15 protein-coding genes are annotated in these 14,369 nt (G+C 41.5%); 5 read left to right on the top strand and 10 right to left on the bottom strand.

Annotated elements, in window-relative coordinates:
* Nucleotides 1-17: 17 nt before the first annotated feature.
* The 8 genes from F7734_RS12485 to F7734_RS12450 form a co-directional block, all read right to left on the bottom strand.
* Nucleotides 18-1,295: a phage tail sheath subtilisin-like domain-containing protein gene (locus F7734_RS12485; RefSeq protein WP_155744982.1), complete on the bottom strand. Its 1,278-nt coding sequence runs from the start codon at nucleotides 1,293-1,295 to the stop codon at nucleotides 18-20.
* A gap of 176 nt (nucleotides 1,296-1,471) precedes the next feature.
* The gene (locus tag F7734_RS12480) at nucleotides 1,472-1,783 is read right to left on the bottom strand and encodes a hypothetical protein (protein ID WP_155744980.1); all 312 of its coding nucleotides are present in this window, start codon (nucleotides 1,781-1,783) and stop codon (nucleotides 1,472-1,474) included.
* Nucleotides 1,780-2,289 carry a DUF4365 domain-containing protein gene (locus tag F7734_RS12475; RefSeq protein WP_166481871.1) on the bottom strand — a complete coding sequence of 170 codons (510 nt, stop codon included), beginning with the start codon at nucleotides 2,287-2,289 and terminating at the stop codon, nucleotides 1,780-1,782. The genes F7734_RS12480 and F7734_RS12475 overlap by 4 nt, the downstream gene beginning before the upstream one ends.
* Nucleotides 2,290-2,405: 116 nt before the next feature.
* Nucleotides 2,406-2,903 carry a hypothetical protein gene (locus F7734_RS12470; RefSeq protein ID WP_155744978.1) on the bottom strand — a complete coding sequence of 166 codons (498 nt, stop codon included), beginning with the start codon at nucleotides 2,901-2,903 and terminating at the stop codon, nucleotides 2,406-2,408.
* A 72-nt stretch (nucleotides 2,904-2,975) separates the two neighbouring features.
* Nucleotides 2,976-5,417: a DUF4157 domain-containing protein gene (locus F7734_RS12465; RefSeq protein ID WP_207714084.1), complete on the bottom strand. Its 2,442-nt coding sequence runs from the start codon at nucleotides 5,415-5,417 to the stop codon at nucleotides 2,976-2,978.
* A gap of 292 nt (nucleotides 5,418-5,709) precedes the next feature.
* A complete protein-coding gene (locus tag F7734_RS12460) occupies nucleotides 5,710-6,141 on the bottom strand; it encodes a hypothetical protein (RefSeq protein ID WP_155744977.1) in 432 nt (143 codons plus the stop codon).
* Between the two features lie 8 nt (nucleotides 6,142-6,149).
* Nucleotides 6,150-6,752 carry a Pvc16 family protein gene (locus F7734_RS12455; protein WP_155744974.1) on the bottom strand — a complete coding sequence of 201 codons (603 nt, stop codon included), beginning with the start codon at nucleotides 6,750-6,752 and terminating at the stop codon, nucleotides 6,150-6,152.
* A 307-nt stretch (nucleotides 6,753-7,059) separates the two neighbouring features.
* Nucleotides 7,060-9,252, bottom strand: coding sequence for an AAA family ATPase (locus F7734_RS12450; RefSeq protein WP_155744972.1), 2,193 nt, complete (start codon nucleotides 9,250-9,252; stop codon nucleotides 7,060-7,062).
* Nucleotides 9,253-9,662: 410 nt separating this feature from the next.
* On the opposite strand from F7734_RS12450, the gene F7734_RS12445 reads away from it, so the two are divergent.
* Both F7734_RS12445 and F7734_RS12440 read left to right on the top strand, forming a co-directional pair.
* Nucleotides 9,663-10,736 carry a plasmid pRiA4b ORF-3 family protein gene (locus F7734_RS12445; RefSeq protein WP_243146845.1) on the top strand — a complete coding sequence of 358 codons (1,074 nt, stop codon included), beginning with the start codon at nucleotides 9,663-9,665 and terminating at the stop codon, nucleotides 10,734-10,736.
* Nucleotides 10,737-10,816: 80 nt separating this feature from the next.
* Nucleotides 10,817-11,209 carry an STAS/SEC14 domain-containing protein gene (locus F7734_RS12440; RefSeq protein WP_155744971.1) on the top strand — a complete coding sequence of 131 codons (393 nt, stop codon included), beginning with the start codon at nucleotides 10,817-10,819 and terminating at the stop codon, nucleotides 11,207-11,209.
* Between the two features lie 195 nt (nucleotides 11,210-11,404).
* Here F7734_RS12440 and F7734_RS12435 read toward each other — a convergent pair whose 3' ends face one another.
* Nucleotides 11,405-11,962, bottom strand: a complete 558-nt coding sequence (locus tag F7734_RS12435) for a Panacea domain-containing protein (protein ID WP_155744970.1) — start codon at nucleotides 11,960-11,962, stop codon at nucleotides 11,405-11,407.
* Between the two features lie 306 nt (nucleotides 11,963-12,268).
* Between F7734_RS12435 and F7734_RS65230 the strand changes: the two genes are divergently transcribed.
* The gene (locus F7734_RS65230; RefSeq protein WP_279239702.1) at nucleotides 12,269-12,391 is read left to right on the top strand and encodes a hypothetical protein; all 123 of its coding nucleotides are present in this window, start codon (nucleotides 12,269-12,271) and stop codon (nucleotides 12,389-12,391) included.
* Between the two features lie 14 nt (nucleotides 12,392-12,405).
* On the opposite strand, the gene F7734_RS12430 is transcribed toward F7734_RS65230, so the two are convergent.
* A complete protein-coding gene (locus tag F7734_RS12430) occupies nucleotides 12,406-12,747 on the bottom strand; it encodes a hypothetical protein (RefSeq protein WP_155744968.1) in 342 nt (113 codons plus the stop codon).
* 107 nt (nucleotides 12,748-12,854) lie between these two features.
* On the opposite strand from F7734_RS12430, the gene F7734_RS12425 reads away from it, so the two are divergent.
* Nucleotides 12,855-13,667, top strand: coding sequence for a DUF4058 family protein (locus tag F7734_RS12425; RefSeq protein ID WP_155744967.1), 813 nt, complete (start codon nucleotides 12,855-12,857; stop codon nucleotides 13,665-13,667).
* A gap of 72 nt (nucleotides 13,668-13,739) precedes the next feature.
* On the top strand, nucleotides 13,740-14,123 hold the full coding sequence (locus F7734_RS12420) for a hypothetical protein (RefSeq protein ID WP_243146844.1): 384 nt from the start codon (nucleotides 13,740-13,742) through the stop codon (nucleotides 14,121-14,123).
* The last annotated feature ends 246 nt before the right edge of the window (nucleotides 14,124-14,369 follow it).

Here is a 14,369-nt window from a genome sequence, read left to right as displayed (position 1 = left end):
TGAGATAAAAACTTAACTTAACTCACAGGTGTCGTTTGACTGAGGCGGAAAATCACAAACTCAGCTGGTCTGACAACAGCGACACCAATTTCAGTCACAACTCGACCTAATTCTCTATCCTCTCGTGTGTTGGTGGTTTCATCACACCGAACATAAAATGCTTCGTTAGGTGTCGCACCAAACAACGCCCCAGATCGCCAAACAGTCATGAGAAATGCAGTGACATTGCGAGTAATTTTTGCCCACAAGGCGGGATCGTTCGGCTCCATGACAGCAAACTGAGTCCCTTCATCAATTGATTCGCGTAAGAAAATCAGAAACCGCCGCACGTTGATATAGCGAAACTCGCCATTGCGATCGCCACCCACTGTCCGCGCTCCCCACACCCGAATATTACCATTGATATCCCGGATACAGTTAACGCCTTGAGGATTAAGCCTATCCTGTTGACTGCGACTGAGATTGTATTTCAAACCCAGTGCGCCAAAAATTGGTTCGTTAGCGGGTGCTTTGTGAACGCCCCGCGTGCTGTCAACTCTGGCATAGATACCTGCAATGTGACCGCTAGGTGGAACATATTTGCGTCCATTTCCATTAGGCTGCCTAATACGGGTAACTGGATCGAATACCTCAATCCAGGGGAAGTAGAAAGCAGCATAGTCAGAGTTCTGAGGGAGAAGATTTGGAGTTATAGACGGATTGAATTTATTTAAGTCAGGGAAACTCTGCATATTCTCGCTTGTTGTTTGACCCTCTGCTTCCACAACCTCATGACTATCGAGAATGGCAAATCGGTCTTGAGTGGTTTGAGCGCAATGAGTGACAACTGCACTCCGCACGGCATCATTAAGAATCCCTGGTGCAGCGACAATGGCAATGTCATCAATCGGTTCAAATGTTTTTTCCAAAAAGTCCACAGTAATGTCGCTTTCTGTAACCACCCGCACTACATAACAGCTTGTGCCACCATTATTAAAAAAGCCATAAACAGCGTGTGCGAGGAGATTTTGACCTGTATTGTTAGAAAAATCACCAAAGAAACGCTTGAAGTCACTGAAGTTAGTACATAATTTGACTTCACCCACTTTGACTGTTACTGCAAAGGGAGTTGTTTCATCTGGCACATTCTGAGGGCTGATGGCTTGAGTCGGATCGTAGTTAGGATTAGGTCTGGGAATTTCAATTGTATCGGGAACTACCCCAATAAAACCGGCAGTACTAGTGCCTACGCCTGCGATCGCTTGGACGGCGGAGCGAACTTCCTCGACGTAAACACCAGGGGAACGATATTCCATATTTAGAACGATCTCCTGAGTTTGAGAATAAGTTATTAGTTATGGGTAATCGTGCGTTGATTCCCAAAAAGTTTTTTGATTGAACTGTTTATGTTATAAGATTTTTCTAGATTTGGTGTCGATACAGAAAAGTTAAGTAGTTTTGACTAGCTGCTATGCTTAACTTTTCATCAAAGCTAGCTACCTGCTGTTGAACCTGCATGAGTTTGGGTCACTAGATCGACAATTTCTTTTGGGGATTTATCTGCAATAACTGCTAGCAGGTTGACTGCTTTTGTTAACAAGCGATCGCTGTCTTCAAAAGTGTTTTGACTTGGCAATATAAGCTGGATGGGGTTTCCTGCATCATCTACAGCACCTTGAAATACTAATAAACGCGGGTTGGGATGGGTGACTGTTTGCCAACCATTTTGCTGAAGATAAGATACGACATCAGCAACTTTGAGAGGATGAGTTTGTAATTGCTCCTGGAGAATTTTTTCTGTCATGACCACTCTCCTGTTTTTACTTTCTCTATTAAATCTAGCAATGATTCTGGAGTTAATCGTTGTTGCGGGATTCTAATTCTAACACTTTGCCGATTTGCGGTTGGTTTGCCACTAAGATATTCCCAGTAACAGCTGCCTCGAAGCCGCATTTCTTCTTCATTATATATCAACCAATGAGATGAGTCGGTAGGCAAAGCGAACAGGATAAGGATACAAGGTACAGCCATCCTGAAATTACGTCGAATGACTAAATCGTTATAAGTTTTGGCTTCCAAGTCATAAATCACCGTGTTATCATCTCGCTGCCATTGGGTTGAAGCTTTTAATTGAAAGCTGAGAGAAAAGCCTGACTCGACTCGTCGATTGTTGCGAATAGTAATTTCATCGAAGTTGCCGTCCACTCCATAATCGTATTCACGGATAGAAAGATTTAAGCCTGCTTTACCAGCGATCGCTCGAATGTAGGCTCGACTCAATGATTCAAGAATATGAGGTTCAATTAACACAAAATTACAATAGTTTAAAGTAATTTTGAATGATACCTTAATTAGAGGTTATAAAGCTAGCTTTAAATGGAGCATTGTTACTTGTGGGAATTTGCCTTTAAGTTATTTTCTATAGCTTAACCGACAATTTGCTGCTCAATAGCTTGCATCCCTTGTTCCTGATTTTTATTCCCTTGGGCAACATCTTCTAAAATTTCAACAAATTCATCAACTAAATAACAAATCATTCGTATTGTACCTAAAATTGCTTCTCCATCTAGTTCCCGATTGGAACAAGGAACGATAAGCCGATAGTAAATAATACCATCCTGCCAATTGAATCCAAAACCAGGTAGGGGGAGTCTGTCGTTGAGATAAACAATGACTGACACCAAATCTGATATGACTGTCTCCTTCACCTCCAATGGCAGTAACAGAAACAATTGTAGGAGTGGTGGAGCGTCAACTCCTGGTAGCAATAGCATTTCTAGCTTCCAGGTTTGATACTTGTGTTCTGTACCCAAAGCAACAAACAGTTGTTCGTTAGGAAATTCATTATTAGCTGGAAGCAGTTGGGTTACAAAACCGTTTTGTTGGAGAATTGGTAGTAGTTGAGATATTTCTGGATTTGTCACAAATTAGTACCTTCCTTTTTTGAAAATTTGATAATGCCTCTCGAAGGTAGATGCAATTTTATTCTTTGCAGGCTATTGTGGTGGGTTTGCGAGAGACAACTTCGGTTTGTGGGAGAACTTCAATGCATTCGGAACTTTCAGTTTCAAAGTTTCTTCTCGTCGTTCGAGGATTGAAATAAGGGCTTCTTGTGTCATCTCTCCCTTTTGATATTGACTAATTTCTTCTTTAGTCACCTGGGGCAGATTTTTTAATATTTCCTGCATATCTGAATCTTGATAATTTTTCATCAGTAGATTGGCAATCTCTTCTCGCTCTTTGTCCTTGTTTTTTGTACTCTTTTCTTTGTTAAATTTAAAGATTTTTTCAAATTTTGTATCTTGATGATTTGCAGCGTAGTCTCGCCCCTTTTGCTTCAGTAATCGTGTAACTTTTAGCACAGGTTTCACTGCTGCCCCGCCAAGTCCAATACCAATGCCTACAGCAGCACCAATCCCAGTTCCTCCTGTAGCAGCAGTAATTACACCTCCAGCCATTTGTAATGCGCCACCTGTTGCGTATAGAGCTTGACGAGTTCTTGCCTTTTGCTGAATTTTTGCAGCGTATCTTGCTACCTCTTTGATTGCAGGTGAGGCTATTTCACTGTTCGCAATTTTCTCCAGTTTTTCCTTAGCTTTCTTAGACCTGTGAGCGCCAACCCCATAACGAAGGGCTTCTACCGTACCGAATATTGCACCAGCACCCGAAGCACCACTACCTACAGATGTTGCTGCTGCATGACCTGCAAGACTTAAGCCACTGGACGCAATTCCAAGCGCACCACTTGCCAAATCTCCCCCAGATTGAATACCGTAGGCAGCGGCCTCTGCTTTTCTTCCTTCTTTAAGAGCTTTATGCGCTGCTGCTGCCTCAAAAGCTCCACTAATCAATCCTGTTCCTAGCGATCCAACAATACCTATACTATTACTAGCAATATTGGGCGCTAGCAGTAATGTTCTCTCTGCTCCAATACCCTTCCCTAACGATGTAAGGCGATCGATATCTAAAGCTAAAACACTACCTGCCGATCCAATAGTATTAGACACATGATAGATTGCATCGCTCACTTCTTCTGGCAATTCTTTTTGCTCCTTGCCGTTGTCTAGTAAATTTGATGATTGTTTTTGTCGGTCGTGGTTAGTATTTATACTTGATTTAGTAATGGAAGAATCTTTTAACTGTTCGCCCCTTAGTTCTTGAGTCTGTATCTCCTCTTGGTTAGTAGGAAATTGTTCAATGTCTTCGATTAATGCATATATTGATTCTAATACTGCCTCACTACTGAATTCTTGAGTTTGTGTGTCCTCTAGGTTGTTGAGATATTCAATGTCTTCATTTAATGTATATATTGATTTTAGTACTTCCTTGCTACTGAATTCTTGAGCCTTTGTATCCTCTAGGTTGTTAGGATGTTCAATGTCTTCAATTAATGTATATATTAATTCTAATAGTTGCTCATCACTGAGTTCTTGAGCCTGTGTGTCCTCTAAGTTCGTGGGATGTTCAATGTCTTCGATTAATGTATATATTAATTGTAGTAGTTCTCCATTACTGAGTTCTTGAGTTTGTTTCTCTTTTTCCCCTTTATCTTCATCTTCTGCTCTTTGGATCGATTGTATCTGCCCTTGCATTTGCTGTACTACATGAGTTAACTCATGGGCTAGCAGTTCTTGTCCTATTGAACTGCCAGGATCGTATTTCCCTTGTCGGAAAAAAATATCTTGACCTGTGGTGAATGCTTTTGCTTGCACTGCTTGATTAAGTCCATCGGATTGTGCATCTGTGTGAACTTTCACGCCACTAAAATCAGCCCCAAATGCCTGTTCCATCGGTTGCCGAATATTGTCTGGTAAAGGTTTTCCTCTGCCTCTAGCTTGTTGAATTGAGGTTTCTAGATCGGGTGTAATAGTTCCTCCATCTACAGTTGCCGATCGCTGCAATCGAGCATTCATCCCTAACTCATTCTCTTCATCCAACACGCCTTCTCGTTGAATGATGTCCGCAGGTTTCATTTGGAGTTTGTTTTCTTGTGCCATCATGTCTCGTTGTACAGACGGCGTTTGAGTTGTACTGGTTAATTGCGGTGTCTGGATTTGATTAACAACTTGTTTAGCTACGCGATCTGCCTCCTGTTCGTATTTATCCCCTACTGCACCGAGGGTTAATTTTGCTTGAATGGGAGTTTGGAGTTGTCGCGTTTGCTGCAGGACTCGATTGACATAGCGATTGCCATATTGTCGCTGTAATTGCAAGATAACTTGCTGCGAAGATTGGGGAGATGCTGCGGCGCGATTTATCATCGCTGCATGAGCATTTGGATTTGGAGTATTACTAATTGACGAAATCTGTGATGCAAGTGCAACTGGTTCTTGTGCAGTCAGTTCTTCTACTTCTAAACTTTCTGGCTGCAAATCGGCTGTTTGCTGTGTGGTTTGAGATTTGGAAGAAGCGATCGCTTTTGGTGATTTGTGGGACATATGACACCTCAATTCAGTTTTGGGATTTTAGATTTTGGTCGTCACAAAGTTTCAAGAATGACTTTTCTAGCTGTATCATCGCCAAATTCTGAATTAATACAATTCAGGAATATTTTTACTTATTTGAGTGATTACTGTCGATACAGAAAAGTTAAGTATTTTTGACTAGTTTATTAAGGGACTATCGTAAAGTACCAATACAATGATGAGCGATTTACATTACAATAGAGTCAAAAGCTTTTGAGAATGGTGTTAAGATGCAGAGCTATTCCGTCACTGAAATCCAAAATACTCAGACACTTTCTGTGATATAAAAATCCTTTGTTTCTGACACGTTAGGAACAGCCATTTCGTCATCATCAGACACTCTTAACCCAACACTCTTTTGTTCTTGGATTTTATAATTGAAACTGCCAGTCTCTTTGTTCTTCACCAATTCATTCACTCTGGTGTCTACAGACTTTGACATATCCATATCCTCTGGGTTCACTACCTTAAAGCACTGCACTACGTTATCTTGGGGAGATGCTACAGCACGGTTTATCATCGCTGCATGAGCAATTGGATTTGGAGCCGTGCCAATTGGCGAAATTTGTTTTACAAGTGAAACTGGTTGTTGTGCAGACAGATCGTCTACTTCTAAACTTTCTGGTTGCAAATCAGTTGTTTGTTGTGTTGTTTGAGATTTGGAAGAAGCGATCGCTTTTAGGGATTTACGAGACATGAGATACCTCAATTCAATTTTGGATTTTGGATCATAGATTTTGGATTGTCATCAATGTTGATGTTGATTCGTGTTTCTTTAGGCAACTTAACTTCTTCGGGAGTTGGCGCGATCGCTAGTATCAGGCGATAACTAATTCCAGCTTTTAAACGCCACTCATTCGCACCCCAAAATTCCCAAATCTTGGGCGTGTCTTCTGGTTGACTCACCCAAGTTCGGATCGGGAATGGTTGATTTTGCAAGTTTTGGTGTAGCTTATCTTTTGGTAAAGTAGGGTAGCGCAATAACGTCAGTAACACGTTACCCAACAATTCATGCTCATCGCTAACCTCTGCACACCATGCTGTAATCAGATAGGTAAAATCTATGCGTCGGGGAGCAACTTGCCGAGTACCTGTTTTTTTGTTGGGTGGTACATCTAGATATTGTTGTCTATCAAATCTTAATTCTGTATTTTCACTTATATCATAGAGAAAACAATTAATGCGCGGTTCTGTCGTTTGGTCTTCCCAAGTTTTAGTGGGACGCTCAAATTGAATGCTATGAGGTTGCATTCCTGACATCACTTCACTTAGTAAAATCCTGAGTGTTTCGTCTAAGTAATGAATCATTGGGGATTTTGGATTTTGGATTTTGGATTTTGGATTGGGGATAAGGAAGAAAAAATTAATGACAAATCATTAATGACAAAAAAAGTATAATTATCGTACTATCTCTACTGGTATTCGTTTAATTTTAGATGTAGATTGTTTATAGCCTTTCCCAGTCTGCTAAGGTACAAATTCATCTGCGTCCGTCTGCGTTCATCTGCGGTTAATTATTTTTTCTGTAAATTAACTATACCTCTCCCAATAAGTTTCGAGAAAAAATTAATAACAAATGACTAATGACTAATGACCAATGACCAATGACAAATCCTCATAAAAACTCAGCTTCGTTGATTAACCGTCCTGTTTTCTGTAACTCTCGCTTGGTTGCTTGGAGTAAATGTTTCATTGCGATCGCAGAGTGGCTCCCTTCAGAGAGCATTGCTTCTCCTGTATCAGCTGCTAAAAACGCTGCCGCAAGGGCAATATTACGAATGCTACCCCCTGCTAGTTTGAATTGTTTGGCTAAACGAGGTAAATCAACATCAGCTGCTAGAGGTGTCTCAGTAGGAAACATCTTTTGCCAAATTCGCAGGCGTTCTTCTTCTTCAGGGAAGGGAAAACTGATGATAAAGCGAATCCGTCGGATAAAGGCTTCATCAAGGTTTTGACGTAAATTTGTAGTCAAAATCGTGATGCCTTCATACTCTTCCATCTTTTGGAGTAAGTAGGCAACTTCTAAATTGGCGTAGCGATCGCGAGCATCTTTTACCTCCGAGCGTTTGCCAAATAAGGCATCTGCTTCATCAAACAATAAAATAGCATTGGCATTTTCGGCGGCGGTAAAGATCCGATCGAGATTTTTCTCGGTTTCGCCAATATATTTACTCACAACTTGCGATAGGTCAATTTTATACAGTTCGAGTTGTAGTTCTCTGGCAATGACTCCGGCTGCCATTGTCTTCCCTGTTCCTGGCAAACCCCCAAATAGGGCATTTAATCCCTTACCGAGTGACAGTTTGTGTTCAAAGCCCCACTGCTCGAATACAACATGGTGATATTTAGCGTGATTACACAGTTCTTTGAGTTGAGCTAAGGGTTCGGAAGATAATATAAGGTCGTCCCAACCATGCTTTGGTTGAATCTTGCGAGCAACCGAGCCTAAATCTAAACCCGACTGAGTGCGGGCGGCGGCAAACACATCAGCGATCGCAGGGGTTGTGATTTGGCTTTGTTGTTGTATTGCTTGCCAGAGAGCTTGGTTGCGGCTAGTTGCGATCGCTTGACCAATTTGCTCTGTTGTGATGCGAAATCGGTCAGCAATGTTATTTAAGTCGCTATCAGAGTGAGGAATTTGAGCTGTCTTTAGGTGAAACTGCCAGCAAGCACGTCTTCGATGAAAATCAGGCACTGTCAAAGAAACTGTAATTATTTCAATGTCACTAGTTCCTTCCCACGGCTGCACGCCTGATAAAATCGCGAGCAATGTTTGGGATGATAGTATGGTCAACAGTTGAGCATAAGCTGTTGGATGTTCTTGAGGCTTTAAGCTGTCCAATCCTTCTAGATAAAGCACTGCTCCCTGAAATATTGCCTCTCGCCATAAACGCTGTAACCACTGAGAAGTATTGGTTTTTGAGGTTAATACCTGGGCTAAATTAGCGCTCAATAACGGACGATGTAATTCTGTAGCAATAGCAGCAGCTATTTTGTGTTGTCCTAATTCTGGTTCTCCCTGGAAATACAAACTGAGTGGCTGATTTTTGGATTTGAGGTGGTGGGTAATTGTTTGTAACCCTTGCTCAATTGTTGGCTCTAAGAATAAACTACTCAAACTGACATTTGGTTGAGTTAACTGGCAATGACAAGCTAGTTGGGGATCGAGTCCTGGTTGTTGTCGTAAAAAGCGACTGACTTGTTCGTCCACTTTCAAGGCATAGCTGAGAAAAGCAGGCTGTGTCTGGTGTCCATCTGCAATGAGATGCAGTAAGCCATGACGGATCGGTGGTGCATTGGGGGCAAAGTGGGAGTGTCGTTGCAGTTTGTCAACAGCATTAGCACAGAGCAGATTCAATACCAAATCGATGCTGGGACGTTTGCGAGTGACATCATCTTGTAGATACGCATAAAGTTTCTCATAACGCAAGTCAAAATCGGGTGCAATAGCGATCGCTATGACACCCATATCGAAGACTGATAAGTTAAAATATTCCTGCAACTGCTGCCAGCAAATATCTGCCTGCAAAGCCTTTCGCAAACGGACTTCTAAAATTTGAGTATCTACAGAAAATGCTGGTGTTCCTGCTTCACCCACCAATAGTTTACTGACACTTACCGGGTCAATATACAGCCCAGAGTAAGGATTTACCCTGGACTCATCTATTTCGTGGCTGGTGTCGTTTGAGCTAATTACCTGTTTCAAGAGACTATCCAACCATTCCAGTATGGGCAGCGAACCGTTATTATTAGATTGGTTCGCTACCTGTCTGTTTTGTTCCAGAATTGCCTTGTCTAGCTGTATCATTGCCAAATTCTGAATTATACAATTCAGGAATATTTTTACTTATTTAAGTCATTGCCGTCGATACAGAAAAGTTAAGTTTCAAAACTCCTTAACTTTTTTGTAAATTCTAGAAATATCTTTGTGAATAACTGTACGTTTGCTCCTAGTTGAAAGAGAGAGAGGAATACGGTGTAATACATGGTAAACCCAGCCCAGAGAATCCGTGTATTACATGAATTCAAGGAGTACTGTGTAATACACAATGGAGCGCGATCTCCAACGATTTTGTATTTTTGCAGTAAAAACGCGATTTGATACAAAATGTTATGTTTCGGGCTGTAACCCAAGAGAATTGTGTTAACTTTTGGTCAGGCTATGGTTTACAATCGCAAAGCACAGAAGAGTCGGTGAGCAAAACCAGAGTAATGAGTATGGCTAAAACTAAGAAATCAGAAAACGTTCCCAATACGATGCTTTCAAAGTTCAATACAATTGTAGGGATAACGGATGATTTTGCCAAGCAACATTTGAACTCGGAATATGCCCAGTTGATTCGCTTTGCGACAGCAGCTTTGTGTCGGAAGAGACCATCTCCCCTGGCAAGCGGTAAGGAAAAGACTTGGGCTTGTGGCATTACCCATGCTATTGGTATGGTCAATTTTCTCTTTGACTCTTCACAAAAACCCCATGTTAGTGCCAAGGAAATCTACGATTGGTTTGGTGTCAGTCCCAGTACCGGGCAGTCAAAATCAAAACAGGTACGAGATATCCTGGATATGCGGCAGATGGACCCTGATTGGTGTCTGCCAAGCAAGTTGGACAAAAACCCTATGGCTTGGATGATTTCTGTGGATGGATTTATCTTGGATGCCCGGTCTGTCCCCCGAGAAATACAAGAAGAAGCATACGCACGGGGTTTTATTCCTTATATTCCGGCTGATGGCAAACCGGAAGATATTGATGAGGAACAAGCATCATCTCATCAAAGTAAAAAGCAAGTATCACCCCATCAAAATAAATCGGTTAACTCTTCTCCCGATGCCCTGTATGTACTAGATGTGTTTTTAATTGACGGTCCGATTGCAGAGAAATTTATCGCCAAAAATCCAGTGATATCCCGAACCATTGAGATTAAAGGTAGCAATACCCTGGAAGACCTCCATAAAATTATCTTCAAGGCATTTGATCGCAAAGATGAGCATATGTACGAATTTCAAGTGGGAGGTCGCGGACCACAAGACCCAAATGCAAGACGGTATGGCTTGAAACAAGCATTTTCCAGTTCCGATTTGACAGAAGCTCCTACGGGGGATGTGTCTAGCACCACAATTGGTTCCCTCGGTTTATCTATTGATGATGCTTTTGGTTACTGGTTCGATTTTGGTGATGATTGGTGGCATCAGATTAATGTAACCAACATCGCGCACAAGGCTCTAGAGAGCAAGTATCCCAGAATCACCGAGCGGGTTGGGGCTAGCCCTCCTCAATATGCAGATTTTGATTAACAAAAAAAGAGAAGCAAAAATTGAACGCTATGTTTGTGTTTATAATGGAAAAAATTCCGTAATATCTTTTGGATGCCCTTATGAGCCTCGACGAACTCATCCAGGCAGCTAATCAACTGAACTCTTCAGATTTGGATCGGCTCCTTCAGCAGGTTGTCATCCTTCGTGCCCACCGCAAAGCAAACGTCCTTCCATTAGAAGAAGCTCAACTGCTCCACAAAATTAACCAAGGTATCGACCCAGAACTCCGCGCTCAGTACCAAACACTGCGTGCAAAAAAAGAAGCCGAAACTCTCACGGACGCTGAATACAACACCCTGATCCAACTTAGCAATACTATCGAACAATTTGGTGCCCAGCGCCTCGAAGCTCTCGCCAACCTCGCTCAACTTCGTCAAGTCTCCCTATCAGAACTCATGGAAACACTAGGGATTCAACCTGTTACTTATGAAAGAGTGAGTACGTTCCTGTAGCAATAAATGTTAACTTCGCCCCTTCTAACGGGAACACTAAGTTGAGTGAATGAAGTTATGGGGAGCAAATATGCGATGGTTGAGCGGAATAAGTAAGTGTCGCTGTCTTCATCTATAAGAGCTATAACAATATACAAATGCATTCCGTTGGGTGGAGTCTCCAACAGGAATGCATCTCCAAGATTTACACAAAAATTAGTCATTCAAAACCAAATCTAAGTAAGCTTCTCTCTCAGCCTCTTTGCGGATTTCTTCTATCTCATCGTTTGTTTTTCCTACTTTTTGAAGAATATCTTCAACAAAAATAGGTATAGCACTACCATTAGGATTTTGCCATTCAGGGAAAAGGTGAGTTATTTCTACTAAGTCAAATCGGTCAAAATGACCCTTCTCTTGATAAACCTGTTTGATAATATCAATTTCATCTTCACAGAGTTCGTCAACTCCAGGATCATTTAGTAAGGAGACTTCATAATTACTACGACTAGAGATGTATTTAGACCATACATCTTCAGCACCATCCACCTTGTTCCCTTTAATTAAATCATAAACAGCACTAAGAACGGGACCACGATCCATTGATACATAGCGATCGCCACTAATCGGTTGCTCCAAACGTTCTAGAGCAATGCGGTCAGCCATATACAATAACTTAAGCAGACCTAAATAGTTCATGGGTTTACCATGAAGTTTCAGGAACAAGGCTGCTGCTTCTACTGCCTTCTCTGGATGAAAATTAAATTGAATGGTCATACATACACCAGAGTGTACAAGTACTATTGTACCACTTTTGTGGAGACAATAATATTTTATATTACATCCAAATGTTTGCTTCTGATGCAGGTTGTCATACAGGTCAACAGCATCCGAGAGATGAAAGTCATCAGGCACGGTAAAGCTAAAATCGCGATGCAGCAGGAGCTACAAATGATTTAGCTTTAGTTTATACAACAAACAAGATCTAACCCTGTTTGGTGTACGCCAGTTTAGCGGTGTTTGGGGTTGTAAATTTGGAAACCCTAAAAATGATACTTACAATCGCTTACCAGCGTATCATTTATGACTCAGCCAGATCTACTAGAGTTAGCGAAACAGGGAGATCCCAAAGCGATCGCTCTGCTTATAAACCGTCAACTACAGCCTAAAAGCATTACCGCAAAGCTCCTTGTAAGCAGATCCTAGTAAGCATCGTACTGTTAAGACGCAGCAGGTTCGTTTAACAAACCTGATATGTTCAGAACCCGTTCCGACCTACGTATCTCAAAAGCAAGATTTGTTCGCTTCGTAGGGTCTGCCCAAATATTTGATAAATTCTGTTGCCAGTATTGTAGCTGTGTTTTTAAAGAACTTAATTGGGTCTCTGTAGGAACATCTGCATCAAGATTAATCCACTCAATTAAGTACAAACTATCTTCAATAAGACTATTAACGACATCACGATTTGCAACATTTTGACACCGGGATTTTGTTCGTACCAAATTAGCCGCCAATTCACCTAAGCGAACTGACACATCTTCCTGTAAAAAGCGTTCTTTCATTTATATAAAATATGTAGGCAATATCTTTTCTACGACTAAACTCCGACTAAATTCAACCAACAATAAGGTATACTGTGAAAAACGCTTGTGGGATAGAAGTTTGACGAATGCCCTCACCATTTCCGGGAATGGACCCCTATCTGGAACAATCTGCTTTTTGGTCTTCATTTCATACTCGACTTTTGGTTGCAATCGCCGATACAGTTGCACCTCAGTTGCGCCCAAAGTATTACATTGAAGTCGAAACTCGCACTTACCAAGACTCTGAGAGCGATGAGATTTTAGTTGGAGTTCCAGATGCTACAGTCCTTAAAAGCAGTTCATCTCATCCAGTCAGAGAGAAACTTCAACCAGAGACAGGATTTACCCTAACTCAAAAGCGTCCGCAGTCAATAGCGCTACCCATGCCCATAACTGTAAAAGAGCGGTATTTGGAAGTCCGAGAAATAGGTAGCGATACTGTAATTACCGTCATTGAAGTGTTATCGCCCAAAAATAAACAAAAAGGTTCGGGTAGAACCGCTTATGAAAAGAAACGGGCGCGGGTTTTAAGAAGCCTCTCGCATCTGATCGAAATTGACTTACTACGCGCTCACTCACCGATGACCATGTTAGGTAAAGTACAGCCAACAGACTACCGTATCGTTGTGAGTCGAAGCGAACAACGTCCCAAAGCTGACTTATATGGCTTCAATCTACCAGAACCAATTCCCAGTTTTCCTTTACCGCTTTTGTTAGAAGATGAAGAATTGAGCGTTGATTTGCAGCCAATTGTTGATGGGGTGTGCGAGCGGGCTGGGTATAACGATCGCATTGATTACAGCCAACCCATTCCACCTCCTAAATTATCACAAGCCAACCAACAGTGGGTTGAGGAATTATTAGCCCCGATTCGAGGTGGAAATGGCGCGTCCAGATAGTGAAAAATGTCGGCTTTGCTCAAAACTGAGTTCATCTGAAGCACAGCAAAAGCATGGAGAAAGCGGTGATGGATGCTGCAATCCAAAGTATTGCCATATCCATTGAACCGAAAGAAACAATCATCCTTTCACATAAATGGCTCAACAGTTGGTGAAGTGGAGAAAACTACGCTGCTTAACGTAGTCGATGAACTTTTGGCAGAGCAAACACTAACGGAAACAGAACTGGCTGATGAGATTATAAATTTGGCACATGAGGAAAAAGTCGAGGAGTGGATAGGAGCGATCTCACAACACTTAAAGCAGGTTAAGAATCAAAGTATTCGCCTGCTAGATTTGCAAAAAGCATTAAAAATGCCTTTGATAGAAGTCTGGTTGGGATTATTATTAGGAGGATATACCTTAGAGCAATATGGGGAATTTTATAAAACACAAGATGTATGGATTACATTTTGAGAAAACCCTATAATCCCGCATTTCTCACAAGCGTGCAATCGCTATTACCAAAACCTTTATCCTGCATAGAGTTTGAGCGTTTTAGACGAGCGCGTGAATTGTGACAGTCCGTTGACAAGGTATTTTATCTCAAATCTAAGTGGCATAAGCATTTTGGGCAAGTCGTTGAAATCTTTGTGAGAAATCCGGGTAATGACTGCTAGTATGGCTCGATATGCATTGGTGATTGGTATTGTTAAGTATGAT

The sequence above is a fragment of the Scytonema sp. UIC 10036 genome (genome assembly GCF_009725235.1).
The sequence above is the reverse complement of the archived record's forward strand: the minus strand, read 5'-3'. Positions and strand labels throughout refer to the sequence as shown.